Annotated in this window: 22 protein-coding genes and 1 pseudogene; 16 read left to right on the top strand and 7 right to left on the bottom strand. The window is 71.8% G+C overall.

What is annotated here, in order from left to right; translation table 11 throughout:
• Positions 1-9: 9 nt before the first annotated feature.
• Both DVK05_RS05270 and DVK05_RS05265 read right to left on the bottom strand, forming a co-directional pair.
• A complete protein-coding gene (locus tag DVK05_RS05270) occupies positions 10-2,643 on the bottom strand; it encodes a PAS domain S-box protein (protein WP_121562329.1) in 2,634 nt (877 codons plus the stop codon).
• Positions 2,644-2,689: 46 nt separating this feature from the next.
• A complete protein-coding gene (locus tag DVK05_RS05265; protein WP_121562328.1) occupies positions 2,690-3,355 on the bottom strand; it encodes an O-methyltransferase in 666 nt (221 codons plus the stop codon).
• A 119-nt stretch (positions 3,356-3,474) separates the two neighbouring features.
• Between DVK05_RS05265 and DVK05_RS05260 the strand changes: the two genes are divergently transcribed.
• Positions 3,475-5,148, top strand: coding sequence for a methylmalonyl-CoA mutase (locus tag DVK05_RS05260; protein WP_121562327.1), 1,674 nt, complete (start codon positions 3,475-3,477; stop codon positions 5,146-5,148).
• Between the two features lie 46 nt (positions 5,149-5,194).
• Here the strand turns inward: DVK05_RS05260 and DVK05_RS05255 are convergent, their stop codons facing one another.
• Positions 5,195-5,998 carry a formate/nitrite transporter family protein gene (locus DVK05_RS05255; protein WP_053771192.1) on the bottom strand — a complete coding sequence of 268 codons (804 nt, stop codon included), beginning with the start codon at positions 5,996-5,998 and terminating at the stop codon, positions 5,195-5,197.
• Between the two features lie 157 nt (positions 5,999-6,155).
• On the opposite strand from DVK05_RS05255, the gene mce reads away from it, so the two are divergent.
• The gene (gene mce / locus DVK05_RS05250; protein ID WP_053771191.1) at positions 6,156-6,542 is read left to right on the top strand and encodes a methylmalonyl-CoA epimerase; all 387 of its coding nucleotides are present in this window, start codon (positions 6,156-6,158) and stop codon (positions 6,540-6,542) included.
• A 36-nt stretch (positions 6,543-6,578) separates the two neighbouring features.
• On the opposite strand, the gene DVK05_RS05245 is transcribed toward mce, so the two are convergent.
• Entirely contained in the window at positions 6,579-8,729 is a 2,151-nt protein-coding gene (locus tag DVK05_RS05245; RefSeq protein WP_121562326.1) for a S9 family peptidase, read from the bottom strand.
• A 131-nt stretch (positions 8,730-8,860) separates the two neighbouring features.
• On the opposite strand from DVK05_RS05245, the pseudogene DVK05_RS05240 reads away from it, so the two are divergent.
• The 9 genes and pseudogenes from DVK05_RS05240 to DVK05_RS05200 all read left to right on the top strand — a co-directional run.
• A pseudogene (locus tag DVK05_RS05240) lies at positions 8,861-9,535 on the top strand (cyclase family protein); the annotation flags it as partial.
• A 98-nt stretch (positions 9,536-9,633) separates the two neighbouring features.
• Positions 9,634-9,915, top strand: a complete 282-nt coding sequence (locus tag DVK05_RS05235; RefSeq protein ID WP_053771189.1) for a 50S ribosomal protein L44e — start codon at positions 9,634-9,636, stop codon at positions 9,913-9,915.
• Positions 9,916-9,917: 2 nt separating this feature from the next.
• Entirely contained in the window at positions 9,918-10,091 is a 174-nt protein-coding gene (locus DVK05_RS05230) for a 30S ribosomal protein S27e (RefSeq protein WP_004595868.1), read from the top strand.
• Between the two features lie 18 nt (positions 10,092-10,109).
• On the top strand, positions 10,110-10,910 hold the full coding sequence (locus tag DVK05_RS05225; protein ID WP_121562325.1) for a translation initiation factor IF-2 subunit alpha: 801 nt from the start codon (positions 10,110-10,112) through the stop codon (positions 10,908-10,910).
• A 28-nt stretch (positions 10,911-10,938) separates the two neighbouring features.
• Positions 10,939-11,121 carry an RNA-protein complex protein Nop10 gene (locus DVK05_RS05220; RefSeq protein WP_121562324.1) on the top strand — a complete coding sequence of 61 codons (183 nt, stop codon included), beginning with the start codon at positions 10,939-10,941 and terminating at the stop codon, positions 11,119-11,121.
• A gap of 93 nt (positions 11,122-11,214) precedes the next feature.
• On the top strand, positions 11,215-11,967 hold the full coding sequence (locus tag DVK05_RS05215) for a proteasome assembly chaperone family protein (RefSeq protein ID WP_121562323.1): 753 nt from the start codon (positions 11,215-11,217) through the stop codon (positions 11,965-11,967).
• 114 nt (positions 11,968-12,081) lie between these two features.
• Positions 12,082-13,248: a thiolase domain-containing protein gene (locus tag DVK05_RS05210; protein WP_121562322.1), complete on the top strand. Its 1,167-nt coding sequence runs from the start codon at positions 12,082-12,084 to the stop codon at positions 13,246-13,248.
• Positions 13,245-13,688, top strand: coding sequence for a Zn-ribbon domain-containing OB-fold protein (locus DVK05_RS05205; RefSeq protein WP_121562321.1), 444 nt, complete (start codon positions 13,245-13,247; stop codon positions 13,686-13,688). Before DVK05_RS05210 ends, DVK05_RS05205 begins: the two co-directional genes overlap by 4 nt.
• A gap of 143 nt (positions 13,689-13,831) precedes the next feature.
• On the top strand, positions 13,832-16,543 hold the full coding sequence (locus tag DVK05_RS05200; RefSeq protein ID WP_121562320.1) for a PAS domain S-box protein: 2,712 nt from the start codon (positions 13,832-13,834) through the stop codon (positions 16,541-16,543).
• Between the two features lie 75 nt (positions 16,544-16,618).
• Here the strand turns inward: DVK05_RS05200 and DVK05_RS05195 are convergent, their stop codons facing one another.
• Positions 16,619-17,386, bottom strand: a complete 768-nt coding sequence (locus DVK05_RS05195; protein WP_121562319.1) for a VOC family protein — start codon at positions 17,384-17,386, stop codon at positions 16,619-16,621.
• A gap of 178 nt (positions 17,387-17,564) precedes the next feature.
• Between DVK05_RS05195 and DVK05_RS05190 the strand changes: the two genes are divergently transcribed.
• The 4 genes from DVK05_RS05190 (at position 17,565) to DVK05_RS05175 (ending at position 22,513) form a co-directional block, all read left to right on the top strand.
• Entirely contained in the window at positions 17,565-18,530 is a 966-nt protein-coding gene (locus DVK05_RS05190; protein ID WP_121562318.1) for a UbiA family prenyltransferase, read from the top strand.
• Between the two features lie 98 nt (positions 18,531-18,628).
• Positions 18,629-20,419, top strand: a complete 1,791-nt coding sequence (locus DVK05_RS05185) for a histidine kinase N-terminal 7TM domain-containing protein (protein WP_233562137.1) — start codon at positions 18,629-18,631, stop codon at positions 20,417-20,419.
• 30 nt (positions 20,420-20,449) lie between these two features.
• On the top strand, positions 20,450-20,890 hold the full coding sequence (locus tag DVK05_RS05180; protein ID WP_121562317.1) for an EamA family transporter: 441 nt from the start codon (positions 20,450-20,452) through the stop codon (positions 20,888-20,890).
• Between the two features lie 87 nt (positions 20,891-20,977).
• Positions 20,978-22,513 carry an MATE family efflux transporter gene (locus DVK05_RS05175; protein WP_121562316.1) on the top strand — a complete coding sequence of 512 codons (1,536 nt, stop codon included), beginning with the start codon at positions 20,978-20,980 and terminating at the stop codon, positions 22,511-22,513.
• 79 nt (positions 22,514-22,592) lie between these two features.
• Here DVK05_RS05175 and DVK05_RS05170 read toward each other — a convergent pair whose 3' ends face one another.
• A complete protein-coding gene (locus DVK05_RS05170; protein ID WP_121562315.1) occupies positions 22,593-23,234 on the bottom strand; it encodes a type 1 glutamine amidotransferase in 642 nt (213 codons plus the stop codon).
• A 40-nt stretch (positions 23,235-23,274) separates the two neighbouring features.
• Here DVK05_RS05170 and DVK05_RS05165 point away from each other — a divergent pair, with 40 nt between their 5' ends.
• Positions 23,275-24,885 (top strand): SufS family cysteine desulfurase, encoded by a 1,611-nt coding sequence (locus DVK05_RS05165; RefSeq protein ID WP_121562314.1) that lies wholly within the window; start codon positions 23,275-23,277, stop codon positions 24,883-24,885.
• Between the two features lie 147 nt (positions 24,886-25,032).
• Here DVK05_RS05165 and arcS read toward each other — a convergent pair whose 3' ends face one another.
• Positions 25,033-26,835 carry an archaeosine synthase subunit alpha gene (arcS, locus tag DVK05_RS05160; protein ID WP_121562313.1) on the bottom strand — a complete coding sequence of 601 codons (1,803 nt, stop codon included), beginning with the start codon at positions 26,833-26,835 and terminating at the stop codon, positions 25,033-25,035.
• Positions 26,836-26,914: the final 79 nt, after the last annotated feature.

Genomic DNA, 26,914 nt, shown 5'->3' with positions numbered 1-26,914 from the left:
CTCGCCCGCTCAGTCCCGCGGCTCCGCCTCTTCGGCGGCCGGCCCCGATGGGTCGGCTGGCGGCGCGGACCCGTCCGCCCCCGGGCGGTCGAGCCCGGTGAACTCGAACCGGGCGCCGCCGCGTTCCCCCTCCGTCACGGCGACCTCCCAGCCGTGCGCCTCGGCGATGCGCTGGACGATGGAGAGCCCGAAGCCGGTGCCCGTCTCGGAGGTGGTGTAGCCGCTCTCGAACACCCGGTCACGCTCGTCGGCGGCGATCCCGGGGCCGTCGTCCTCGACGTAGAACCCGTCCGGGAGGTCGCCGACGACGACGCGCTGGCCCCCGTGCTCGGCGGCGTTCCGGTACAGGTTCCCGAGGAGCTGTCGGACTCGCCCCGGGTCGGCGCATATCTCGCCGTCGGCCTCCACCACGACCTCGACCGGCGCGTCCGGCTCGTCCCCGCCGGCCGCGTCGTCGCCGAACGGGTCCTCGCCGTCCGCCGATCCGAAGGCGTCGTCGCTGTACCCGGCGGCCAGGTCGCCGAGGTTGACGGGGTCGAACGACCCGACCGCCTCGCCCTGCTTGGCGAGCGCGAGCACGTCCTCGATCAGCCGCTCCATCTCGTCGAGCGCGCGCTCGCAGCGGTCGAAGTAGGAGTCGGTCCCCGTCTCGCGCGCGAGCCGGAGGTACCCCGAGAGGACGTTGAGCGGGTTCCGGAGGTCGTGCGAGACGATGCTCGCGAACTCGTCGAGCCGCTCGTTCTCCCGCTCGATGCGGCGCTCGTACGCCTTCCGCTCGGAGATGTCGCGGCTGCTCGCGAGGAACCGGTCCTCGTCTTGAACGTCGATCCGCCGCACGTGGACTTCGGCCGGGAACGTCGACCCGTCGGCGCGGGCGAAGGTCGTCTCCAGCCGGACCGTCTCGTCCATCTCCAAGCCCTCCCAGAGCCGCAGCCCCTCCTCGGGGTCGAGCTCGGCGTCGACCTCCCACACGTCCATCCCGACGAGCTCCTCACGGTCGTAGCCGAGCGCGTCGGTCATCGCGCGGTTGGCGTCGACGATCGACCCCGCCTCGTCGTGGATGTCGATCATGTCCGGCGAGCGCTCGAAGAGGGCCTCCAGCCGCGCGGTGGTGCGTTCGAGCCGGCGCTGTCGGCGCCGCTCGGCGGTCACGTTCCGGGAGATGCCGAGCACCCCGTCGAACTCGCCGTCGATGACGAGGCGGGTCAGCCCGTAGTCGACGATCGCTCCGGGCTCTCCCGGGAGGTCGACCTCGACGGTCCCGGTCAGCGAGTCGCGCTCGCCCTCGACGAGTTCGTCGTACCCGTCGCCGTCGGCCGCCCGGATGCGCTCGACGAGGCGGCTCTCGCGGCCGACGAGCGACTCAGGGTCGGTGTCGAACACGTCGGCGGTGTGGTCGTTCGCGAGCGCGATGCGGCCGTCGGCGTCGTAGATACACACCGACTCCGGCAGCTCGTCGACGATGCGGCGGTAGCGTTCGAGCTCGCGCTCGCGCTCCTTCTCTTCGGTGACGTCGATGTGGATCCCGACGGCCCGGAGGGGCTCGCCGTCCTCGGTCCGGTCGACGACGCGGCCCCGGTCGCGGATCCACTTCCAGTCGCCCGACTTCGTCCGCATTCGGTAGTCGCTCTGGTAGGGGTCTATCTCGCCGGCGAAGTGCGCCTCGATGGCGTCCCAGGCGTCGTCGATGTCGTCGGGGTGGACGCGGTCCTCCCACGTCGACAGGTCGAAGTCGATCTCGTCGGTGTCGTGGCCGAGCATCCCGGCCCACCGGTCGTCGAACCGGACCTCGTCCGTCCGTACGTTCCAGTCCCAGACGCCGACGTCGGCCCCCTCGACGGCCAGCTGGAGCCGCTCCGAGACCTCCCGGAGCTCCCGCTCGCGCTCCCGGCGCTCCGTCACGTCGCGGAAGTACAGCGCCAGCCCGTCGGCGGTCGGGTAGGCGTTCACCACGAGCTCCGCGTCGAGGCGGTCGACGTGGTGTTCGAACTCGGTCGCCTCGCCGGTCTCGACGACCTCGCGGAGCGCCGCCTCCGCCTCGCTGCCGGCGACCTCCGGGAACAGCTCCCAGATCCGCTCGCCGAGCAGCGCGTCCGCGTCGCGCTCGACGAAGCCCGCCGCCCGCTCGTTGAGGTAGGTCAGCCGCCACTCCGAGTCGACCTGACAGAAGGCGTCGCTGGTGCGCTCCAGGTGCGCGGCCAGGCGGCGACCGCCGCGCGCCTCAGACACCGCCTCCGCGACCGCGTTCGCGAGCCGCGCGAACTCGTCCGCCGGCTCGTCCCGTCGGACGTACTCGTCGACGCCGGCCGAGACGGCGTCGCTGGCGACCGCCTCCGACCCCGACCCGGTGAAGAGCACGAACGGCACGTCGCCGTGGCGGTCGCGGACCGTCTCTAACAGCCCGACGCCGTCGGCCTCGGGCAGTTCGTACCCGGAGACCACGCAGTGGAACGACGCCGACGACAGCGCGTCCAGCGCCGCCTCGGCGTCCTCGACCGTGACCACCTCGAACCGGTCGTCGCGCGCTTCGAGCCGCGAGGCCGCCGTCTCGGCGAACGTCGGCTCGCCGTCGACCACGAGGACGCGCGCGAGCGACGCCGCTCGCGGCTCCCCGTCGCCGTCGGCCCCGTCCCCTTGACTCATCTGCGTAGCTGTTTTCTACTCGACATGATAACCGTTTCGCTCGGTTTCATCGGACGACCGTCGAAACGGAAATGCCGGACCCGACGGGGAGGACCGCCGTCTCCACGGCGTCGTCCGAGCGGACGGTCCCCACGTACTCGCCGATGCCGCGCGTCTGGGCGTCCACGGCGGCGTCCGGGAGCGGCTCGCCGGCCTCGAAGTGCGCGACGAGGTCGCCGAAGTCGATCGGGCCGCGGGCGATGTTGTCGGCGACGATCACGCCGCCGGACCGGACCTTCGGCAGGACCGTCCGGTAGGCGTCCGCGTACCGCTCCTTCTGGTGATCGATTAACACCACGTCGAAGGGGCCGTCGTAGCGGTCGACGGTCTCCATCGCGTCCCCGACCTCGAAGGTGACGCGGTCGGCGTACCCGCCCTCGGCGGCGAACGAGACGCCGCGTTCGGCCTCCTCGGCGTCGAACTCGGTACACACCACGTGTCCGGCGCCGCCCCGGAGGAACCAGGTGGCGGAGTAACCGAAGCCGGAGCCGAACTCGAAGACGCGGTCGGCGTCCGTCAGTCTGGCGAGCAGGCGAAGGACCGCCCCCGCCTCCGGCCCGATGATCGGGAAGCCCCACTCGTCGGCGAGGTCCGCCATCTCCGCCTGCGTCTCGGTGTGTTCCGGCGCCGTCGCGGCCAGGAACCGACGCGCGGGGTCGGTGAGCACGTCCATACCGCCGCCTCGGACGCGTGACACTTAAATCGGACCGACGGGTCAGCCGGGCCGAGTCCGGCCCGGGCGCCCGGCGACCCTGAAAACTGTTAAGTCCCGCTCGGTCGACCGATTGGATAATGTACGACCCTGAGGAACTCGCCGCGATCCGGGAGGCCAAGGAGTCGTGGGAGGACGGGACCTACGGCGACACGGTCGACCGGTTCGGCGAGCGGGAGGAGACGTTCACCACCGACACCGGGGGCCAGGAGGTCGACCCGCTGTACACGCCCGCCGACGTGGACGTGGACTACCGGGAGGACCTCGGCTACCCCGGCGAGGAGCCGTACACGCGCGGCGTCTACTCGACCATGCACCGGGGGCGGCTGTGGACGATGCGCCAGTACGCGGGGATGGGCACCGCCGCGGAGACGAACGAGCGCTTCCGCTACCTCATCGACGAGGGCTCGTCGGGCCTGTCGATGGCGTTCGACCTCCCGACGCAGATGGGGTACGACTCCGACGCCGCGATGGCCGAGGGGGAGGTCGGCCGGTCGGGCGTCGCCATCGACACGCTCGACGACTTCGAGACCGTCTTCGACTCCATCCCGCTCGACGAGGTCTCCACGTCGATGACGATCAACGCCCCGGCGGCCGTCCTCCTCGCGATGTACGTCGCGATGGGCGACAAGCAGGGCGTCCCGCGCGACCAGCTCCGGGGGACCATCCAGAACGACATCATGAAGGAGTACATCGCCCGGAACCTCTACATCTACCCGCCGAAGCAGTCGATGCGGCTGATCACGGACATCTTCGAGTTCTGCGCGGCCGAGACGCCGAAGTTCAACACCATCTCCATCTCCGGCTACCACATCCGCGAGGCCGGCTCGACCGCGGCCCAGGAGATCGCCTTCACCCTCGGCGACGGCATCGAGTACGTCGAGGCCGCCCTCGACGCGGGCCTCGACGTCGACGAGTTCGCCCCGCAGCTCTCCTTCTTCTTCAACGCCCACAACAACATCTTCGAGGAGGCCGCGAAGTTCCGCGCCGCCCGGCGGATGTGGGCGCAGATCATGGACGAGCGGTTCGGCGCGGAGAACCCGAAGTCGAAGCAGCTGAAGTTCCACACCCAGACCGGCGGCTCGACGCTCACCGCCCAGCAGATCGAGAACAACGTCGTCCGCGTCTCGTACCAGGCGCTCGCCGCGGTCCTCGGCGGCACCCAGAGCCTCCACACGAACGGGAAAGACGAGGCGCTCGCGCTCCCGACCGAGAAGTCCGTGCGCACCGCGCTCCGCACGCAGCAGATCCTCGCCCACGAGTCGGGCGCGGCCGACACGATCGACCCGCTCGCGGGCTCGTACTACGTCGAGGACCTCACCGACGGGATCGAGGAGGAGGCGTTCGAGATCCTCGAAGAGGTCGACCGCCGCGGCGGGATGTTGGAGGCCGTCGAGAGCGGCTGGGTCCAGCGACAGATCCAGGACGTGGCCTTCGAGCGCCAGCGGGAGATCGAGGAGGGCGAGCGGATCATCGTCGGCGTCAACGAGTTCGAGGTCGACGAGGAGCCGGAGATGGACTTGGAAGAGGTCGACCCCGAGCAGGAGCAGAACCAGCGCGACCGGCTGAACGAGGTGAAGGCCGAGCGCGACGACGACGCGGTCGACGAGGCGCTCGCGGGGCTCCGCGAGGCCGCGCAGGGGTCCGAGAACGTGATGCCCCACGTCGTCGACGCGGTGAAGGCGTACGCGACGGTCCAGGAGATATCCGACGTGCTCCGCGACGAGTTCGGCGAGTACAAGCCCGGGCGGTGAGCGGGAAGGTGGCGGCGACGGTTCCGAGCCGCCCCCGGCGGCGCGCTCAGTCCGCGCCGCGGACGACGTGGCCGTACTTCAGCGCCGCGACGAAGACCCCACCGCCGACCGCGTTGCCGACGGTCGCGAGCGCGAGGAACGAGAGGTAGTCGGCGATCGATATTGCGGGCGAGGAGAACAGCCCGAACAACACCTCGACGTTGCCCGCGATCGAGTGCGGCAGGTGGAGCATCCCGATGGTGCCGGTGACGATGAAGACGAGCAGCAGGCGGCCGGTCGTCTCCTGGGCGGCCGTGATCAGCCACGCCAGCAGCCCCATCAGCCACCCGGCGAACACGCCGCCGACGAACAGCCACGTGAGGTCGTGGGTGACCAGCTTGAGCGCGATCTCCTCGAACGCCGCGGCCTCGACGACGCCGAGCCCGGGCGTCAACAGCGTCGCGAGCAGGGCGAACGACAGGCCGCCGATCAGGTTCCCGACGTACACCAGCCCCCAGAGGCGGCCCAGCTGGCCGAGCGAGGCCTGCCCGTCCATCACGGGGATCACGGCGAGCATGGTGTGTTCCGTGAACAGCTCCGAGCGGCCGAGGATGACGAAGACGAACCCGACGGAGTAGACGGTCGCCAGCAGCAGCTCGGTCCCGAGGTCGCCGTACCCGCCCGGCGACAGCGTCAACACGACGGCCATCAGGAGGGGACCGAACCCGATGTCGAGCCCGGCGGACAGCCCGGAGAGCAGCAGCCCGGACCGCTCGCGGTTCATCTCGTGGACGGCGCTGTCGAGGATCGAGTCGAGGATCGTCCGCGACGTCTTCTGCTCTAAGGCCGTGTCGGGGTTCTGGTCGCTCACGGGGTGGCTCTGCCGCCCGTTGTCACTGGAGCTACCCAACGCTTTCCATCGGCGAACCCCGCTTCCGGGACCGACAGCCGATCGCGTCCCCCGACCGCGTTCCCGCTCGGTCGCGCCGCCCGGAGCCATTTATGTCCCCGCGCCGCGACGGTCGCGTATGCGCTTCGATCACGTCGGCGTCGCGACGCGGGACGCCACGGCGCTCGCGGACCTGTTCGGCGGCCTGGTCGACGCCCCGGTCGCCCACGAGGAAACGTTCGACGGGATGCGCGTCGTCTTCCTCGAACTCGACGGCGGCGGCTACTTCGAGCTGCTCGAGCCGGACGCCGGCGGGACCATCGCGGACTACCTCGACCGCGAGGGGCCCGGCGTTCATCACGTCGCGCTCGCGGTCGACGACCTCCCGGCCGCGCTCGACGACGCCCGCGACCTCGGCATCGACCTCGTCGACGAGGAGCCGCGCCCCGGCGCGTGGGGCCACGAGGTCGCCTTCTGTCACCCGCGCTCGACTGGCGGCGTGCTGGTCGAGTTCGTCGAGCACTGAGGCGGCCCGTCGCCCCCGAGAACTCGACGGCGCGGCTCAGTCCCCGGACTCGGCCTCGACCGCCGGGTCGTGGGTCTCGTACCAGTCGAGGATCTTCTCCAGCCGGTGGATCGCGCGGTCGGGGTCGCCGATGTTGTGGTGTTCGTCCGGGTAGACGACCAGCTCCGCGTCGACCCCCTGCTTGCGGGCGGCGACGTACAGCTGCTCCGACTGCGACGGGGGACAGCGCCAGTCCTCGCCGCCGGCCATGACGAGCAGCGGCGTCTCGATGTTCCCGGCGTCGAGGATCGCCGTGGACGCGTCGAACGCCTCCGGGTTCTCCCACGGGAGCCCGAACTCCGCCTCCATCCAGATGTGCGTGTCGTCTGTGCCGAACGCCGACCGGATGTCGTAGATCCCGTGTTCCGGCGCCGCGGCGGCGAAGAGGTCGGGCTCCTGCGTGACCAGGAAGCCCTGCGCGATGCCGCCGTACGAGAAGCCGTGGCCGAACACGCGGTCGGGGTCGACCCAGCCGCGGTCCGCGAGCGACGCCACGCCCGCCGCGATGTCGGTGACCTCCGCGGTGCCCCACTTGCCGGTGAGCTCGGCGGTGAACTCGCGACCGCGCGAAGTTCCGCCGCGGTAGTTCGGGCGGAAGACGAGGTAGCCCCGGCTCGTCAGGGCGGCGTGACCGAAGCTGAAGACGGGCTCGTCGTACGACATGGGCCCGCCGTGGATCGCCACCACCAGCGGGTGGTCGCCGGACTCGGGGTCGACCTCTGGGTCGTGGTAGAGCACGCCGTCGAGCGTCCAGCCGTGGGACTCCCACTCGACGCGCCGCGCCTCCGGTATCGCGAACTCGTCGACGAGCGACTCGTTGACCCGGGTGAGCCGCCGGAAGGAGTCGGGCTCCGTGGCCGCGTCGAGGTCGTCGACGCCGACCGCGTACAGGTCGGTGCCCTCGGTCGGGTCGGAGAGGACGACGACCGCCGCGGACCCGTCGTCGGCCACGTCGATGCCGGCCATCGCGCGGTCGCGGCCCTGCGCCTCGAAGACGCGCTCGACGGTGCCGTCCGTCTCGACGCGGACCAGCCGCGTCTGACTCTCGTCGGCGATCCGGACGTATACCTCGCCGTCGACCCACGCCGGCTCGCCGCCGCGGGCGACAGTCCGGTCGAGCGCGGCGGTGAGCGAGGCGGGCTCGTCACGGGCGTCCGCGTCGCCCGCTGCGTCGACCACGTACACCTCGGCCGGCGCGGGCGGATCGTCGGGGTCGCTGGCGACCGTCGCTATCCCCTCGCCGTCGGGGCGCCACGCCGGCGCGCCGTGGGTCAGGTCGCCGCCCGTGAGCCGCTCGGCGTCGCCGCCGTCGGCCGGGACCGCGTAGAGGTCGCGGACGGAGGTGTCGTCCGGGCGGTCGAGCCGGCAGGAGGTGAACGCGATCCGTCCGTCCGGGCCCCACGTCGGGCTCATGCCGGCGATGTCCTCGAAGGCGCCGCCGCCGTAGGCGTCGTCGAGCCGGCGGGGTTCGCTCTCGGGGTCGTCGAGGTCGACGACGAACAGGTACCGCGTCACCTCGTCGGTCCAGCCGGCGCCGTTGACCTTGTGCTGGAGCCGCGTCGTCTCGATGGGGCCGCCCTCCTCGCGCACCTGATCGAGGTACTCGGACTCCTCGTCGGTCGGGTCGCGCGACTCGATCACCAGGCGGTCGCCCTCGGGCGACCAGTCGAAGTCCGCGACGCCCTCGTCGCGCTCGGTGACCTGCCGCGCGTCACCGCCGAGCGCGAGGTCGAAGATCCACACCTGCGGCTTGGGTCCGTCGTCGCCGTTCCCGAGGGGTTCGTCGTCCTCGCCCTCGGCGTCCGCGTCCTCGTCTCCGGTTTCCCCGTCCTCCTCGTCGTCTCCATCGCCTTCGTCGTCCCGGTCCCGCCAGCCGACCCGCTTCTCGGCGTCGCGGTCGCGGGCGGCCACGAACGCGAGGCGGTCGCCGTCGGGGCCCCACGCCGGCGCGGAGGCGCCGGAGGCGCTCGTCAGGCGGTGCGGCTCGCGGGAGCCGTCGGTCGGGGCGACGAAGAGGGAGGAGACCGCCTCGTCGGCGGCCTGGTCGTACTCGGTCGCGGCGAAGGCGACGCGGTCGCCGGTCGGGGAGACGGCGACCTCGCCGATCTGGGTCAGGTCGTAGTACGCGTCCAGCGGCAGTTCCGACATGAACGCACCCAGCGGCGGGCGGAGGAAATACGTTCGGGCCGCGGAACCTCGGCGACTGAGGGGGCGCGGTCGCCGGCGACGCGGGGCGCGAGGGCGACCGACTTAACCGCGACGCGACCGCACCGCCGATTGTGTTCCGCGACCTCTCGCGACCGATCGAGACGGGGATGCCGACATACCCCGGCGACCCGGACGTGACGCTCGCGCCCGACGCGACCCACGAGGCCGACGGCTACGCGACGAGCGAGCTCCGGACCGGGACGCACGCGGGAACGCACGTCGACGCGCCGCGGCACACGGTGCCCGGGGGCGAGTCGATAGACGAGCGGGACGTCGGCCGCTTCGCGTTCGACGCCCGCCTCGTCGACCCCCGCCCGCTCGAACCGCGGGAGCCGATAAGGGCCGACGCGCTGCCCGACCCCGACGCCCTCGACGGCGACCTCGACCTCCTCGTCCTCCGGACGGGCTGGGAGTCGCACTGGGGGACCGACCGGTACCGCGACCACCCGTACCTGACCGCGGCGGCCGCGGAGCGGTGTCGGGAGGCGGGCGTCGGCGTCGGGCTCGACGCCTTCGGTCCAGACCCGACGCCGACGGCGGGCGGAGGGGCAGACGGAGAGGCGAGTGAGGACGGCGAGCCCGCAGGGACCCCCGCCCACGACGTCCTCTTGGGCGACTCGCTGCCGATCGTCGAGAACCTCTGTGGGCTCGACGATCTCCCCGAGCGGTTCCGGCTTTACGCCTTCCCGCTCCGGCTCCGCGGCGCCGACGGGTCGCCGGTGCGGGCGGTCGCAGAGTGGGAGAATCAGGCGGACGCGGACCGCCGCGCGGGCCGGCTCGCGGGCGCCCCAGACCAAACCCGTTTTAAGCGTCGGCGACGAACCGCGTCTCAAGGTCGATATCCATGGAAATGCCACGCCGCTTCAACACGTACTGCCCCCACTGTGACTCCCACCAGGAGCACGAGGTGGAGAAGGTCCGATCGGGTCGCGCGACCGGAATGAAACGCGACGCGCGACAGCGACGCCGCGCGCTCGCGACCATTGGCAACGCCGGCGGGTACTCGAAGGTGCCCGGTGGCGACAAGCCGACGAAGAAGACCCACCTGAAGTACCGCTGCGGCGACTGCGGGAAGGCCCACATGCGCGAGGGATGGCGCGCCGGCCGTCTCACGTTCCAGGAGTAAGCATGGCGGGAGACTTCCACCGCGTCGCCTGCGGCGACTGCGAGAACGAACAGGTCGTCTTCGGCAAGGCCTCCTCGACGGTGTCGTGCGCGGTCTGCGGCACGACCCTCGCGACCCCCACCGGCGGGGAGGCGGAGCTTCACGGCGAAATCGTCGAAACCGTTGAGGCGCGGTAACCGCCTCACCGCTCCGTCATGAAGTACAGCGGCTGGCCCGAACCCGGCGAGTTGGTGGTCGGCGACGTCGACGAGATCGCCGACTTCGGCGTGTTCGTCGACCTCGACGAGTACGAGGACAAGCGCGGCCTCTGCCACATCAGCGAGGTCGCGTCCGGCTGGATCAAGAACGTCCGCGACCACGTCCGCGAGGGACAGACGGTCGTGGCGAAGGTGCTGGAGGTCGACGAGTCGTCGAACCAGATCGACCTCTCGATCAAAGACGTCAACGAACACCAGCGCAAGGAGACGATCCAGGACTGGAAGAACGCCCAGAAGGCCGACAACTGGATGCTCATCGCGCTCGGCGAGGACGTCGACGACGACCGCTACACGTCGGTCGCCAACGCGCTCCTCGCGGAGTACGAGAGCCTCTACGACGCCTTCGAGGCGGCGGCGATCCGCGGCGACGAGGCGCTCGACGACGTCGACGTCGACGCCGACACCGTCGACGCGGTCGTCGCGGCCGCCCGGGACAACGTCTCCGTCCCGTACGTCGACGTGACCGGCTACGTCGACCTCGAGTCGGCGGCCCCCGACGGCGTCGACGACGTGCGCGACGCGCTCGCCGCCGCCGAGGGGAACGGCGAGGTCCCGGACGGCGTCGACCTCGACGTCGGCTACGTCGGCTCGCCCGAGTACCGGATCAAGGTCCGCGCGCCGGACTACAAGACGGCGGAGTCGCAGCTCGAAGCCGCCGCCGAGCGCGCCCGCGAGTCGATCGAGGCCGCCGGCGGCGCCGGCGAGTTCCACCGCGAGCGGCGCGAAGACGACGAGTAACTCGGTCCGACCCGACGCCTTTTCATCCGTGAAATCAGACATCCGCGTCTGCGCGAACTGGGAGGCCGCTCACGAGCGGCCGGTGTACGCGCTCGGCGACCGGTGCCCGAAGTGCGACGGCCCGACCGAGAACAGCGCGCCGGCCCCGTTCGGCCCCGAGGACCCGTACGGCGAGTACCGACGGCGGGCGCGGCGACGCGGCTCGGAGTAGGCGAGGACGCCGCGGCGGCGCCCGGAGCGTCCGCTCGATCGCGAGCCACCGGAATAGCCACGCTCTTGTGACCGCCGCCCGGACGGACGGGGTATGGAGGACATCGAGATCGACGAGGTCGCGACGCCGGAGCTCACGGACCCGGTGTTGATCGAGGGGCTGCCGGGCGTCGGGCACGTGGGGAAGCTGGCGGCCGAACACCTGCTGGAGGAGTTCGACGGGGAGCTCGTCCGCCGGGTGTACGCCACGGAGTTCCCGCCGCAGGTGAACGTCGACGACGAGGGGGTCGCGGAGCTGACCTGCGCCGAGTTCCACGCCGTCGAGACCGACGGCGCCGACCTGCTCGTGTTGACCGGCGACCACCAGGCCGGGTCGAACGCGGGCCACTACAAGCTCACCTCGACGTTCCTCGACGTGGCCGAGTCGTTCGGCGCGGAGCGCGCGTTCGCGCTCGGCGGCGTCCCGACAGGCGAGCTGGTCGAGGAGTACACCGTCCTCGGCGCGGTCTCCGACGGCGCGCTCACGGGGGACTTGGAGGACGCCGGCGTCGAGTTCCGCGCCGACGAGCCGGCGGGCGGTATCGTCGGCGTCTCCGGGCTCGTGCTGGGGCTCGGCGGCCGCCGCGGGTTCGAGGCCGCCTGCCTGATGGGCGAGACGAGCGGCTACCTCGTCGACCCGAAGAGCGCCCGCGCCGTGCTGGAGACGCTGGAGGCCGTCCTCGACATGTCCGTCGACTACGAGAGCTTAGAGGACCGCGCCGAGGAGATGGAGGAGGTCGTCGGCAAGATCCGCGAGATGCAGGAGGGACCGGCGGTGCCGGACGACGACCTGCGTTACATCGGCTGACCGGACGCGACCGCCGCGACCCGCTCGTTCTCTGCGGGGCCGTTCGTTTCCGCCGGAGAACCGGAACTCCCGCTTCCGGCAGAGATAAATCACGTCCCCGATCATCGTTCGTGTATGACAGAGGTACGCGTCGCCGGGGTCGGGCTCACTCCCTTCGGCAGTCACCCGGAGCGCACCGGCCGCGACCTGTTCGGGGAGGCCGCGCTTCGGGCGTTCGAGGACGCCGGCGTCGACAGGGCCGACGTCCAGGAGCTGAACTACGGCAACTTCATGGGGGCGCTCGCCGAGCACCAGGGCCACCAGGCGCCGCTGATGGCCGAGGCCGCCGGGGTGCGCTGCCCGGCGACGCGCTACGAGTCGGCGTGCGCGTCGGCCGGCGTCGCGGTCCGGGAGGCGGTCCGGACGGTGGCCGCGGGCGACGCGGACGTGGTCCTCGCGGGCGGGATGGAGCGCATGACGAACCTCCCGACCGCCGAGGTCACCGAGGGGCTCGCCATCGCGGCCGACGACCTCTTCGAGGTGCGGGCGGGCGTCACCTTCCCGGGCGCCTACGCGCTCATGGCGAACGCCTACTTCGACGAGTACGGCGGGAGCCGCGAGGACCTCGCGCACGTCGCGTCGAAGAACCACGCCAACGCCGTGCCCAACGAGTACGCCCAGTACCGGAAGGAGGTGTCCGTCGCGGAGGCGATGGACGCCCCGCCGGTCGCGGAGCCGCTCCACCTGTACGACGCCTGCCCGATCACCGACGGGGCGAGCGCGCTCGTGTTGGTCTCCGCGGAGTACGCGGAGCGGAACGACCTCGACGCGCCGGTCTCGGTGACGGGCACCGGACAGGGGACCGACCGGATGGCGCTCGGCGACCGCGACCGCCTCGCCCGGACCCCCGCCGCGGACGACGCCGCCGACGCGGCCTACGCCGACGCCGGCGTCGAGGCGAGCGACGTCGACGTCGCGGAGGTCCACGACTGCTTCACCATCGCCGAGGTGCTGGCGCTGGAGTCGCTGGGGCTGTTCGAGCCGGGCGAGGGGATATCGGCCGCCCGCGATGGGGTCACGACCGCCGACGGCGACCTCCCGGTGAACCTCTCGGGCGGGCTGAAGGCGAAGGGCCACCCGGTCGGCGCGACCGGCGGGTCGCAGATCGCCGAGCTGACCCGCCTCCTCCGCGGGGACCACCCCAACAGCGAGCACGTCCCCGACGCCGAGGTCGGCGTCGCGCACAACGCGGGCGGGACCGTCGCTAGCGCGGTCGTCCACGTGCTGGAGGTGGCGGAATGAGCGACGCGGACCCGGGCGGGGAGACGCCGCCGACCGACCGCGACTACGCCGAGTGGCTCGACGCGCTCGCGGACGGCGAGGGGTTCGCGCTCGCGTGTCCGGACGGACACGGCTCGCTCCCCCCGCGCCGCGTCTGTCCCGAGTGCGGGTCGCCGGACCTCTCGCGGGAGCCGCTCCGCGAGACGGGGACCGTCGAGACGTACAGCGTCGTCCACGTCCCGTCGCCGCGCTTCGCCGACGACGCGCCGTACGCGACCGCCGTGGTCGACTTCGGCCCGACGCGGCTGACGGGGATCGTCCGCGGCGACGGCTCGGACGAAGACGCCGCCCCGGACGTGGCGATCGGTGACGCGGTGACGGCCGCCGTCGGCGAGCGGGCCACGGACGGCGAGCGGCTCGTCGTCTTCCGTCCCGCGGCCGAGCGGTCCCCGGACGAGTGAGCCGAGCGCGAGCGGGTCGGTCGCGCGGCGAGTGAGCGGCCGCCTCGGTATCGGCGTCGATCGCGGCCGTTGCCGTCGATTTTCGGAGTCCGACGCGCGGACGGGCAAAACCATTATACACGGATGGTAAGTATTCCGAGCGTATGCCCGACCGCATCCCGGTCCTCCTCGTCGACGACGACCCGGACCTGCGAGAGGTCACCGCCTCGTACTTGGAGCGCGAGGCGGACCGGATCGCGGTCGAGACGGCGCCCGACGCGGACGCCGGGCTCGACGCCTTGGCGGACGGCGAGATCGAGTGCGTCGTCTCGGACTACGAGATGCCCGGGCGGGACGGGCTGGCGTTCCTCGCCGCGGTCCGCGAGCGCTACCCCGACCTCCCGTTCATCCTCTTCACCGGACGGGGGTCCGAGGAGGTCGCGAGCGAAGCGATCTCCGCCGGCGTCACCGACTACCTCCAGAAGCGCGGCGGCACGGAGCGGTACGAGCGGCTGGCGAACAGGGTCGTCGAGGCCGTCGAGAAGCGGCGCGCCGAACTGGAGGCCGAGGAGGCCGTCGGCCAGTTCCGCGCGGTCGCGGAGGGGGCGTCGGACGCGATCCTGTCGGTCGACACCGACGGCGTGATCGAGTTCGCGAACCCGGCCGTCGAGTCGGTGTTCGGGTACGAGCCGAGCGAGCTGGAGGGCGAGCCGCTGACGACGCTGATGCCAGACCGGCACCGGAACGACCACCTCGGGGCGGTCGAGCGGTACCTCGCCACCGGAGAGCGCAGCGTCGACTGGTCGGACGTCCGGTTCGACGCGCTCCACCGCGACGGCCACGAGGTCCCGGTCTCGCTGTCGTACGGCGAGTTCACCGCGGAGGGCGAGCGACACTTCGTCGGCGTGATCCGCGACGCCACCGACCGCGACCGCCACCGGGCGTTCATCGAACACGCCAGCGACGTGGTTGCCGTGCTGTCGCGCGACTGGCGGTTCCGGTACCTGAGCCCGTCCTGCGAGCGCGTGACCGGCCACGACCCGTCGGACCTGCTCGGCGAGCGGTCGCTGGACTACGTCCACCCGGAGGACCGGGAGGCGGTCAGGGCGGCGTTCGGCGATCTGGACGCCGATGGCGGCCCGCCGACGGCCGAGTACCGGTTCGAGACGGCCGACGGCGAGTACCGGTGGCTCGAGTCGATCGGGAGCGAACGGATCGAGACGGACGCCATCGAGGGGTACGTCGTCACCACGCGGGACGTCTCCGAGCGGAAGGAGCGCGAGCGGACCCTCGCCCGGCTCCGCGAGTGGACCCGGGACCTCAACTACGCCCGGACGACCGAGGAGGCGGCCGATCTGGCGGTGGAGGCGGTCGACGACCTGATCGACGCGGGGCTGAGCGGGATCCACCTCCGCACCGAGGAGGGGGACCGCCTCGAACCGGTCGCGCTCGGCCAGTCGGTGCCCGCGCTGTTCGAGGAGCAGCCGTCCTACGACCGGGACGCGCCGCCGGGGACGCGGGCGGCGATGGCGTGGGACGCCTTCCGGAGCGACGAGTCGCTCGTCGTCGACGAGCTGTCGACGTACGAGCCGCTCGACGAGCCCTCGCCGGCGGAGAGCCTCGTGTTGCGTCCGATCGGGGACCACGGGCTGTTCGTCGTCTCCTCGCCGGAGCCGAACGAGTTCACCGACACCGACGTGCTCGTGGCCGAGATCCTCACCGGCCACCTCGAGGCGGCGTTCGACCGCATCGAGCGGGAGAGCCGGGTGGAGCGGCTCCACGACGCGACGCGGACCCTCGTCCGGGCGGACTCGCGGAAGGAGATCGCGGAGCGGGCGGTCGAGGCCGCCACCGACGTGCTCGGGTTCTCGATCGTCACGGTCCGGATCCACGACGAGGACGCCGGCGGACTGGTGCCGATGGCCGTCTCGCCGAAGGCGGAGGACCTGCTACCGGAGCGGCGGACGTACACCCCCGACGGGGGGAGCCTGAACTGGGGCGCGTACGACGCCGGCGAGCCCCGGAAGTTCGACGACATCCGCGAGACCGACGCGCTCGACGCCGACACGGACCTGCGGAGCCTGCTGATCGTCCCGATCGGCGACTACGGGACGATCTCGGTCGGCGAGACGGAGCCCGGCGTGTTCGGCGGCGTCGACGAGTACCTCGCCGGGATCCTGGCGACGGCGGCCGAGACGGCGTTCCAGGCAGAGGCGCGCACCCGCCGGCTCGCGGAGCGGACGTCGGAACTGGAGCGACAGAACGACCGCTTAGAGGAGTTCGCGGGGGTGGTGTCACACGACCTGCGGAACCCGCTGGAGGTCGCGCGCGGCCGGACCGAACTCGCCCGCGAGGAGTGCGACAGCGACCACCTCGCGGCCGTCGAGCGCGCGCACGGCCGGATGACAGCCCTGATCGACGACCTGCTCACGCTCGCCCGCGAGGGCGACCCCGTGACCGACCCCGACCCTGTGGACCTGGGCCGGGTCGTTGGCTCCTGCTGGCGGACGGTCGACACCCGGGACGCGACGCTGCGCGCCGACGCCGAGGGGATGATCCTCGCGGACGAGGGACGGCTCAAGCAGCTGTTAGAGAACCTGATCCGGAACGCGATCGAACACGGCGGCGACGACGTGACGGTCGCGGTCGGGACGCTGCCGGACGGCTTCTACGTGGCCGACGACGGCCCGGGGATCGACCCCGACCGCCGGGAAGACGTGTTCGAGGCGGGGCACACGACCTCGCAGTCGGGGACCGGGTTCGGGCTGCGGATCGTCGAGCAGGTGGCCGACGCGCACGGCTGGTCGGTGCGGGCGGGATCGAGCGAGGACGGCGGCGCGCGGTTCGAGATCACCGGCGTCGAGTTCGAGGAGTGAGCCGGTTCAAACCGGGCGCGAACGGGGGAGCAGAGGGGCGGCGTCGCCCGCGTGACCGCGGTCGGGCGGAGTCGATCAGTCCCGCGTGACCAGTTCGACCTCGTGGCCGTCCTGGTCTTTGGTGAACGCGTAGTTGTGGTCGCACGAGGCGGGGTCGCGGTAGTCGGGCGCCTCGCGGGTCATGAGGTCGTCCCACGCCTCGTCGAGGTCGTCGACGCGCACCGCGACGTGGCCCCAGCCGTCGCCCATCGTGTACTCGCGGCCGTCGTAGTTGTAGGTGAGTTCGAGCTTCATCGCCTCCTCGGCCGCGTCCTCTGGCGCCACGAAGTAGTTCGAGAACGTGTCGGCCTCCCAGCGGCCCGGGAACTCGGTGTACTCGAACTTGCGGGTCCAGTAGCCCAGCGCCTCGTCGGCGTCCTCGACGCGGATCATCGTGTGGTCGATGCTCCACTTCGCGCCGTGGTCGCGCTTGACGATCTCGATCTCGTGGCCGTCGGGGTCCTTCACGAACGCGTAGCGGTTCCCGCAGGACTCGGGGTCGCGGTAGTCCTCGACGCCCTCGTCCATCAGCTGGTCGTACGACTCCTGGAGCGCGTCCTCGGGGACGCGGACCGCGATGTGGCCCCAGGCGTCGCCGATCTCGTAGCTGCGGCCGTCGTGGTTGTACGTGAGCTCTAAGAGGGCGCCGTCCTCGTGAACGTCCTCGGGGCCGAGGAACACGTTCGTGAACGTGTCCGCCTCCCAGCGGCCCTTCTCCTCGTAGTTCAGGTGCGTCTGGTACCAGTCGAGGCTCTCCTCTAGGTCCTCGACGCGGATCATCACGTGATCGAAGGTTCCGTCCATAGGCGAGAGATCGGCCGCTCGGGTCAAAAGCGTACTGAAGCCCGAACCCCCGCGACGGGCCGGACCGGCCAATCCGATACAGCGCGAATTCGCGTTTTATTAACGCCGATCGGGGTGGATAGATACGGCTCGATCCCCCATATCGCACGTTCGCCGTCCAACGGCGGCGAACGTCTCTATGGCAAACGAACCGACGAAGCCGTCGACGGCAGACGGCACGACATCGCAGTATCGCTCGCGCGTGACTCCCCCCGACACGGGCGCCGTGCGCCGGGTCGCCGCGTTCGCCGCGGGCGCCCCGTTCACCGCGCTCGTCGCGGCCGTCGAGGTGGCGCTCGTGACGGCCGCGCTCGGGGTCCAGCGGTCCGCCGCGCCGGTCGCGGTCGGACTGATCGCATTCTCCGTGTACGCGGCCGACCACGTCGCCGACGCGGAGGGCGACGCGGACTCGACACCGCTGCGCGCCCGCTTCGCGCTCCGCTACGCCGACCAGCTGATGGTCGCCGCCGCCGTGAGCTACGGGCTCGCGGTCGCGCTCGCGGCGGGCGCCGGGCCCGCGGCGCTGGCGCTCGCGCTCGTCCCGGGCGCGGTGTGGATCGGCTACGCCACCGACTGGCTACCGACCCTCGGCGACCGCCTCGCGCCGCTCGGCGCGGGCTCGGTGCCGCGGCTCAAGGACGTGTTCCTCCTCAACTCCGCGGCGGTCGCGCTCGCCTGGGCGGTCGCGGTCGTCGCCGCCCCGCTCGCGTTCGCGGGCGTCCCCGTCGACTCGGTCGGGCTGGGGACGGTCGCCCTGCTGTTCGCGTACGTCCTCGTCCGCTCGTTCGTCGACGTCGAGGTCCCGAACGTCAGGGACGCCGCCGCGGACGCGGCACGGGGCGTGGCGACGCTCCCGGTCGTCTTCGGGGTCGCCGGAACGCGGCGGATCCTCCTCGGCGTCGACGCCGTCGCCGCCGGGCTGCTCGCGGTTGCCTTCGCGACCGGCGCGGCGGCGACCCCGGCCCTCGCCGCGCTGGCCGTCGGGCTCGCCGTCTCCCTGGCCGTCACCGCGCTCGCGGGGCGGCTCGACGGGACGGCGCTCGGCGTCGCCCCGGACGGCAGCTACCTCGTCGCCGGCGTCGCCCTCCTCGCGATCGGGCTGTGAGAGCGGGACGTTCCCTGCGCTGAGGCCCGAGCGCCCGATTTTTTCAATGAACTAATCCGACCAGATGAGTTATAAATGCGATGCGCGTAAAAAACGCCATGGCCGCGCTGAGTCCCCTGTCCGTCGCCCTCCTCGTGGCCGTGACGGTCGGGCTCGCGGGGGCGATCCTCGCGTGGCGGGAGCGGCCGGAGCCGGGCGCGACCTGGCTCGCGGTGCTGCTCGCCGGGCAGGTCTGGTGGGCGACGTTCCTCGTCTTCGAACTGGAGGCGACGACGCTGCCGGCGAAAGCGCTGTGGTACGACGTCCAGTGGGTCGGCGTCGTCGCCATCCCGGTCGGGTGGCTCTTCTTCGCGCTGGCGTACACCGGCTACGACCGCTACGTGACGCCGTTCTCCGTGGCGATGGTGTCCGTCGTGCCCGCGGCCACCGTCGCGGTCGCCGCCGCCGGCGACCCGGGCAACCTCCTCGCGGTCGACCGGGTCGTCCGCGAGACCGCCGTCGGCACGTTCCTCGACGTGGTGCCCGGGCCGCTGTACTACATCATCGCGGGCTACACCTACCTCCTCGGGGCGGTCGGATCGGTCCCGCTGATCCAGCTGATCCGCGACGACGCCCGCCCGTTCCGGGGACAGAGCGCGGCGCTCCTCGTCGGGACCGCGGCGCCGTGGGCCGGCAGCGTCGCGTACCTCTCGGGCGCGATCCCGATCCCCGGGCTCGACCCCACGCCGCTGGTGTTCGGGGTCTCGGGGGTCGCGTACCTGCTCGCGCTCTCGCGGTTCCGGCTGCTGACGCTCGCGCCCGCCCCGCGCCGCCGCGCGCGCCAGCTCGTCTTCGAGCAGCTCCACGACCCCGTGTTCGTCGTCGGGACGGAGGGGCTCCTCGTCGACTTAAACGAGAGCGCGGCCGAGACGTTCGGCGTCGACCGCCGAGCGGCCATCGGGGAGCCGGCGTCGGCGGTCGTCCCGAAGTACGACGCGGTCCGCGAACTCGACGCGGGCGGGGACGACAAGCCGCGGGCGATACGCGTCGTCGGGCGCGACGGGCAGCGCCCCTACGAGGCGACGATCAGGGACGTGGTCGACGACCACGACCGCACCACCGCGCGGGTGATCACCTACCACGACGTGGGGGCGTACCTCGGCCAACAGCAGCGGCTCAACGTGCTCAACCGCGTCTTCCGGCACGACGTTCGCACGGAGACGAACCTCATCCTGGGGTACCTCGAACAGCTCCGCTCGGATCCGACCGACGAGCGCGCGATGTCCGTCATCTCGGACAGCGCCGAGCGGATGCTGGACCTCAGCGAGCGCACCCGGACCGCCGGCGAGCTGTTCGACCCGACGGAGGAGTCGGAGTGGACGCCACTCCCGGCGGTCGTCGACGGGGCCGTCGACGAGGCGCGGGCGGACGATCCGGACGCGCGGATCGAGGTCGGAGAGGTGCCGACCGTCCCCGTCCGAGGGGTGTTGGTGGTCGTCCTGGAGAACCTCTGTTCGAACGCGGTACAGCACAACGACGCGGACGCGCCGTGGATGCGGGTCGACGCCGCGGTCGCGGACGGCTGGGTTACGATCACCGTCGCGGACGACGGCCCCGGGATCGACCCCGCGGAGTACGACGTACTAGACCGCGGCACGGAGACTCCCCTCCGGCACGGCAGCGGGATCGGCCTGTGGATCGTCAAGTGGGGCGTCGACCACCTCGGCGGCCGGATCTCGTTCGACGAGCGCGACCCCGAGGGGACGCTCGTGACGGTCGCCGTGCCGATCGACCGGGCGGCGTCCGGGGTCGGCGACGACAGGAACGAGGCCCCGGAACCGCCAGCGGACGGCCCGTCGGCCGCGAGCGGCTCGGTCTCGCGGCGGGCGCCGCCGGACGCGGGTCGATAGGCACTTGACGCCGGACGCCGACCGCGGCACATGGACGCTACGGCCACGACCTATCTCCCGTACGCGCTGCTCGCGATGGGCGCGTACGCCCTCGTCTCGCCGCTGATGCGCGTCGCCACGACCGGACCGAACGCGATCCCGAGCGACGTCGCCGTCGTCGTCTCGAACACGCTGCTCGTCGCCATGGCGATCGGCGTGATCGCGTACACCGGACAGGGGTTCACGAGCCACCTCGCGTCGCCGAAGCTGGCGCACGTCCTCGCGGCGGGCGTGTTCCTCGGCATCGGCATCCTCGCACTCTACCGCTCGCTCTCGCTGGGGCCCGTGAGCGTCGTGACGCCCATCTTCGCGATGTTCCTCGTCTTCTCGTCGGTGATCGGCTTCCTGTTCCTCGGCGAGTCGTTCACGGCCCGGAAGGGGCTCGGCATCGCCTTCGCCGCCGCGGCCGTCTACCTGGTCTCCGGCGCCTGACCGCGGGCCGGTCCGGGAGTCGATCCGGAACCGCCTGCCGCGTGACGAAACCCCTTTAGCCGCCAGCGGGAAACGGGCTCATCCGTCGTGTCTCGCCTTCCGAGCTCCCTCCGGTCGCTGATCTCCCGCCTCCCGAACCCGTTTCGGCTGCTGATCTTGTACATCGGCTTCGCCCTCGCCCGGGTCGGCCTGATCGACCGCCACCGCGTGGTCCGGACCACCGACCTCGCGTGGCCGCGGATCGTCACGGGGATCGCCCGGATGTCGAAGAACGCGGTCGACGTCGCGATGGTCGGCGTCGCGGTCGGCACCAGCGCCGTCGCCGGCGTCGGCTTCGCCGGCCCCTACTGGGGGCTCGCGTTCGCGCTCGGCGGCGGCGTCGCCGGCGGCACCATCGCCCTCGTCTCCCAGCGGTTCAGCGCCGAGGCGTTCGTCGAGCTCGGCGACGCGGTCCGGTCGAGCGTCCTCCTCGTCATCGCGATCACGGTCCCCGTCAGCGGCGCGTTCTGGCTGTACGCGCCGGCGTTCATCGACGTCCTGAGCAGCAACGAGGCGGCGATCGCCTACGGCGCCGACTACCTCCGCGTCGTCGGGCTCGGCGTCCCCTTCGCCGCGCTCAACCTCGTCGGGAGCCGCGTGCTCGTCGGCTGCGACGACGCCTACACCGCGATGCAGGTCCGGGCGGGCGGCGCGGTCGCGAACATCGTCCTCAGCGCGCTGTTCATCTTCGGCCTCGGCTGGGGCGTCGAGGGCGCCGCGGTCGGCACCGTCCTCTCGAATGTGCTCGCGGTCGCCGGCTTCACCGTCGGGCTCGTCCGCGGGAGCGCCCCGCTGATCGGCGAGTTCCCGGTCGCCATCGACGCGACCGGCTCGTACGTCAACCCCGGCATGCTCCGCGACCTCGTCGAGATTGGCGTGCCCGTCGGCGCGCGCAACCTCGTGTGGACCGCCGCGGAGTTTCCCATGCTCGCCATCCTCGACGTGTTCGGGCAGAACACCGTGGCCGCGTTCGTCATTGCCCGCCGCATCTGGGGGATCATGAACACGCCCGGCTGGGGCTTCGGCCTCGCCTCCTCCAGCCTGGTCGGGCAGGAGCTGGGCGTCGAGCGCCCCGACGAGGCGGAGGCGTACGCCCGGGACATTATCCGCTTCTCGGTGGCGACGTACGCCGTCTCCGCGGTGCTGATCGCGACCTTCGCGACCGACATCGTCTCGCTGTTCGCCGAGTCGCCCACCAGCCCGGAGATCCCGATCGCCGTCAACCTCGTGTACGCTGCCTGCGCGGCGGTGATCTTCCAGGGCGTCTCCGGCGGGGCGGCCGGCCCGCTCGACGCCGCCGGCGACACGAAGATCCCCTTCGCGAGCCAGTTCCTCGGGATGTTCTGCGTCTCGATCCCCCTCGCGTACGTCGGCGCGCACGACGCGACGCCGGCGATCGACCTCCCGCTCGTCGGCGTCACGATCCCGGAGGTGGCCCTGCCCGCGATCGGCCTGTGGGGGCTCTACCTCGCGTTCATGGCGGAGACGACGATCCCCGCCGCGATCAACTACCTCCGGTTCAGGTCGGGGAAGTGGAAGGCGATAAGCGAGGCGTACCGGCCCGAGGCGACCGCGGACGACTGAGACCGGGCGGCGATTGGGCCCGGGCGGCGGAGCCGATGGCACGCCGCGAGCGGGCCCCAAGTCGTCGCGGGCCCGCCCGCTACGAGTCGTCCCCGAGCGACTCCGCGAGCGCCGCGAAGTTGGCGAGCGTTCGGGTGGCGGTGGCGTCCTTGAAGGAGCGGTCGGTCGCCTCCCAGCCGTCGTACTCGTCGACGATCCGAGGGGTGAACTCGGGGTGGTACTGGACCGACCAGACCGGCCGGTCGCGGTGGCGGGTGGCGAAGTACTCGTAGTAGTCCGCGCGGCCGATGACGTCCATCCCGTCGCCGAGCTCCGTCACCACGTCGGAGTGGAGCACCGGCACGGTCGGTTCGACGCCGTCGAACAGCGGCTCGTCGGCGTCGAGTTCGGCGTCGCAGAGCCGGAGCCGAGAGGTGCCGCTGTCGACGACCTCGCCGCCGAGCGCGGCGTTCAGGATCTGGTGGCCGAAACAGATCCCGAGCGTCGGGACCTCCTCCTCGACGAGTCGGCGCGCGAACCGCTTCTGGGCCGTGATCCACGGCTGGTCGGGCTCGTCGTAGACGCCGACCTCGCTCCCGCCGATGACGACGCCGTCCACGCCGTCGAGGCTCGGGTCGCCGTCCTCGTGCGGGTAGTCGTACACGCGGGCGTCGGGCAGGAAGTGAGCGATCTCGTCGGCCATGTAGCCCCCGTCGACCGCGTTATTGAGTACCAGTATCATCTGCGGTTAATTTAAGGAGAACTGATCTCTCGGTAGTGACATGGGTTTCGATGCCGAAGCGATACGTGCGGACTTCCCCGTCCTCGACCGGCGCGTGAACGGCCATCCGCTCACCTACCTCGACAACGCCGCGACCACGCACACTCCCCGCCAGGTGTACGAGGTGTTCGAGGAGTTCTACGCGGGGTACAACGCGAACGTCCACCGCGGGATCCACGAGCTGAGCCACGAGGCCTCGCTCGCCTACGAACGGGCGCACGACCGCGTCGCAGACTTCCTCGGCGCCGACGGCCGCGAGGAGATCGTCTTCACGAAGAACACCACCGAGAGCATCAACCTCGTCGCGTACGGTCTCGGCCGGCACCTCGGCGAGGGCGACGAGATCGTCGCGACGGAGATGGACCACCACGCCTCGCTCGTCACCTGGCAGCAGATCGCGAAGCGCACGGGCGCGACCGTCCGCCACGTCCCGGTCACGGCCGACGGCCACCTCGACGCGGACGCGGCCCGCGACATCGTCACCGACGACACGGCGGTCGTCTGCGTCCCCCACGTCTCGAACGTGCTCGGGACGGTCAACCCCGTCGCGGACCTCGCCGCCCTCGCACACGAGCACGGCGCGTACGCGGTCGTCGACGGCGCCCAGTCCGCGCCGACGCGTCCGGTCGACGTGGGCGCGATGGACGCGGACTTCTTCGCGTTCAGCGGGCACAAGCTCGCCGGCCCGACGGGGATCGGGGGGCTGTACGGGAAGCGGGAGCTGCTGGAGGACCTCGACCCGTTCCTCTTCGGCGGGGAGATGATCCGGAACGTGACCCTCACCGACTCCACGTGGAACGGGCTGCCCTGGAAGTTCGAGGCCGGCACGCCGCCCATCGCGGAGGGCATCGCGCTCGGCGCGGCCGTCGACTACCTCGCCGAGCTCGGCATGGACGCCGTCCGCGAGCACGAGAACGACCTCGCGCAGTACCTGCTCCGGGAGCTCGCGGACCGGGAGTTCGTCCGGGCGTACGGCCCCGGCGTCGGCGAGGAGCGCACCGGCCTCGTCTCGTTCAACGTCGAGGGCGTCCACGGGCACGACCTCTCCAGCCTCCTCAACGACCGCGGCATCGCCATCCGCGCCGGCGACCACTGTACGCAGCCGCTCCACGACCGGCTCGACGTCCCCGGCTCCGCCCGCGCGTCCTTCTACGTGTACAACACCCGCGCGGACGTGGACCGCCTCCTCGAAGTCGTCGACTCGGCCCGAGAGGACCTGGACGCGTACCTCGCCTCCGACCGCTACCACGACCGCATCAGCGACCACTACCACCGCCCCCGCAACGCGGGCGCGCTCACCGATCCGACGTTCGTGAAGTCCTCGGAGGAGACGACCTGCGGCGACGACGGCGAGTTCCACGTGACGATCGCCGACGGGCGCATCGAGGCGATCGCCTTCGAGAGCCGGAGCTGCGCGGTCAGCCGGGCCGTCGCCAGCCTCCTCTCGGAGGACCTGGAGGGCATGGCGGTCGAGGCCGTCGCCGACCTCGACGGGCACGTCGCCCGCGCGCTCGACGGGCAGTACCCCGACATCCGCAGCGAGTGCGTCGAGGGCCCCGAGGAAGTCATCCGCGAGGCGGCCCGAGAGTACGTCGAGCAACACGGGTCGTGAGCGGTCTTCACGGCGCGTGAGCGGTCATCGAGGCGCTCGGCGTCGACCTCGGACGGCACGGGCGCGCGGCCTCGGGACGGGCGCACGACTCTGCGAGGAGCGCGACCCGCTCAGACTATCGAGTCGGACGGCCTCCTGCGCGGTCGCTCACTTCTCCTCGGCGTGTCGCACCTCGACGGCGACCCCGCGCGTCGATCCCGCCATCTCCGGGCCGGACATCGCCGCGCGGCCGACGGCGAACGCCTTCGGCCCCTCAACCACGACCTCGTCGCCGACCCGCACGTCGCCGTCGGCGTCGACGACGCCCGGCGCGAGCACGGAGCCGCGCGGGACGAACGAGTCGATCTCCACCCGCTTCGTCGGCGCGTCGCTCGCGACCCAGCGGCGCGCGCCGGCGAGGGTGAAAGACAGGGTGCCGTACTGGGGGACCATCGTCGCCAGCTGCTCGCCCGGCTCGCCCTCGCGGCCGGCGTCGGGGTCGTCGCCCCACACCTGGAGCTTCGGGTAGCGACCGGTGGTGCGCACGTCGGCCTCGCCCGGCCCGCCGAACAGGTCGTCGCCCGCGCCGTCGCCGAGGAGGAAGTCGGCGATGCCGCGGACGGTGTTGTGCTCGCGCTCCCGCTTGCTGTAGGCGGGCTCGCCCTGGAGCGCGGCGTTCAGCTCGCCGAGCGACTCGTCGGTCGTCGGGTGGTCGACGCAGGTGTACTCGAAGGGGACGTCGATATCGGGGTCGCTCTCGACGCGCTCGCAGATCTCGCGGTAGCCGTCCTCTGGGACGTGCGCGACGACGCGGGAGTAGTCGTTGCGTTCGAGGTACCGCCGGAGGACTTCCGCGACGAACTCGATCTCGTCTTCGCTCCAGTCGCCGGTGACGACCGAGTCGTAGTGTTGCGCGGGGTAGGTCGTCTCCAGTTCTTGGGGCACCACGCCGATGGGCGAGGTCATCGAGACGGTGTGGCCGCGCCACTGGATCGCGTCGTGGAACTGGCGGTGGCTCTGTGAGTCGCTGTACGGCTTCGTCGCCGAGCAGGGGACTAAGACGAGCGGCTGGTCGGTGAAGCGGTTGCGGTAGCGGCTCGTGACGCGGTCCGCGAACCGGCGGATCTCGACGCGGTCGAGCGTCTCCGCCGACGCCGCCGTCACCTCGGCGTCGCGCATGAGCGGCGTCCGCTCTTCGAGGTACCCCCACTGGTCGTCGAACTCGCGGAACGCGGCCGTGAGCCATCCCTCGTGGCGGGCCTGTCCCTCGACGTAGTCGCGGAGGCGACCGCTGCGGATCCGCTCGCGGACGCGGCGGAGCTCCGCGCGGAGCGCGTTGACGTTGTGGTCGGCGCAGTCGGCGCGCGTGAACTCGCTCCGCGGTCCGGCGCAGGCCGGACAAGCGCACGGCAGTTCGGCGAGATCTTCGAGGAAGTGCTCCGCGTCCGCGGTGAGGTACATCCCCTGGGTGCCCTTCGTCCGGGCGAGCGTCGCGTCGACGAGGTCGACCCCGGCGTACGCGAGCAGCGCGACGTTCCGCGGCGTGGCGACGCCGGCGAGGCCGAGCGCGGCGTCCGGCGGCAGGTCCGCCTTCGCGCGGACGACCGCGTCGCGGAACGCCTCGCCGTGGCCGACGAACCCCTGGGCGTCCGAGAGGAGGTAGGCGTCGGCGCCGAGGTCGCGGGCGCTCCGGCTGTCGACGACCGCGGCCGAGGGGAAATCCGCGTCGGGGTGGTCGACCGCGAACGACTCGCGGACCTCGTCGCGCGTCCCGGCCGGGAACGATCGGTGGGGCAGCACCGTGAGCGCGCTCTCGTCGCCGTCGGGCACCTCGCGGTCGCCGGCCCAGAGGCTCCCGGCGTCGTCGAGGAACGAGTCCGCGAGGGCCGGCGTCGTGACGGGGTCGGCGAGGCGGACCTCCCCGAGGCGGGCGGCGCCGTCGCGCTCGTGGACCTCGAAGTAGTCGGTCATACCACCACTCGCGCGGGGACGGTCAATTCTCTTGTGTTCCGCGGGCGCCGCGGCCCAGCCGCCGGAGCGGAGCGCTCCC

It is taken from the genome of Halorubrum sp. Atlit-8R, from assembly GCF_003666025.1.
Taxonomy (GTDB): Archaea; Halobacteriota; Halobacteria; order Halobacteriales; family Haloferacaceae; genus Halorubrum; species Halorubrum salinarum.
This window is presented reverse-complemented; position numbering and strand designations above follow the sequence as displayed.

Coding starts and splice junctions, on each gene's coding strand:
- DVK05_RS05185 (WP_233562137.1), top strand. CDS start 18,629: ATGGCCGCGCTGAGTCCCCTGTCCGTCGCCCTCCTCGTGGCCGTGACG.
- DVK05_RS05235 (WP_053771189.1), top strand. CDS start 9,634: ATGGAAATGCCACGCCGCTTCAACACGTACTGCCCCCACTGTGACTCC.
- DVK05_RS05170 (WP_121562315.1), bottom strand. CDS start 23,234: ATGATACTGGTACTCAATAACGCGGTCGACGGGGGCTACATGGCCGAC.
- mce (WP_053771191.1), top strand. CDS start 6,156: ATGCGCTTCGATCACGTCGGCGTCGCGACGCGGGACGCCACGGCGCTC.
- DVK05_RS05205 (WP_121562321.1), top strand. CDS start 13,245: ATGAGCGACGCGGACCCGGGCGGGGAGACGCCGCCGACCGACCGCGAC.
- DVK05_RS05225 (WP_121562325.1), top strand. CDS start 10,110: ATGAAGTACAGCGGCTGGCCCGAACCCGGCGAGTTGGTGGTCGGCGAC.
- DVK05_RS05270 (WP_121562329.1), bottom strand. CDS start 2,643: ATGAGTCAAGGGGACGGGGCCGACGGCGACGGGGAGCCGCGAGCGGCG.
- DVK05_RS05195 (WP_121562319.1), bottom strand. CDS start 17,386: ATGGACGGAACCTTCGATCACGTGATGATCCGCGTCGAGGACCTAGAG.
- DVK05_RS05180 (WP_121562317.1), top strand. CDS start 20,450: ATGGACGCTACGGCCACGACCTATCTCCCGTACGCGCTGCTCGCGATG.
- DVK05_RS05215 (WP_121562323.1), top strand. CDS start 11,215: ATGGAGGACATCGAGATCGACGAGGTCGCGACGCCGGAGCTCACGGAC.
- DVK05_RS05245 (WP_121562326.1), bottom strand. CDS start 8,729: ATGTCGGAACTGCCGCTGGACGCGTACTACGACCTGACCCAGATCGGC.
- DVK05_RS05230 (WP_004595868.1), top strand. CDS start 9,918: ATGGCGGGAGACTTCCACCGCGTCGCCTGCGGCGACTGCGAGAACGAA.
- DVK05_RS05260 (WP_121562327.1), top strand. CDS start 3,475: ATGTACGACCCTGAGGAACTCGCCGCGATCCGGGAGGCCAAGGAGTCG.
- DVK05_RS05265 (WP_121562328.1), bottom strand. CDS start 3,355: ATGGACGTGCTCACCGACCCCGCGCGTCGGTTCCTGGCCGCGACGGCG.
- DVK05_RS05190 (WP_121562318.1), top strand. CDS start 17,565: ATGGCAAACGAACCGACGAAGCCGTCGACGGCAGACGGCACGACATCG.
- arcS (WP_121562313.1), bottom strand. CDS start 26,835: ATGACCGACTACTTCGAGGTCCACGAGCGCGACGGCGCCGCCCGCCTC.
- DVK05_RS05210 (WP_121562322.1), top strand. CDS start 12,082: ATGACAGAGGTACGCGTCGCCGGGGTCGGGCTCACTCCCTTCGGCAGT.
- DVK05_RS05165 (WP_121562314.1), top strand. CDS start 23,275: ATGGGTTTCGATGCCGAAGCGATACGTGCGGACTTCCCCGTCCTCGAC.
- DVK05_RS05200 (WP_121562320.1), top strand. CDS start 13,832: ATGCCCGACCGCATCCCGGTCCTCCTCGTCGACGACGACCCGGACCTG.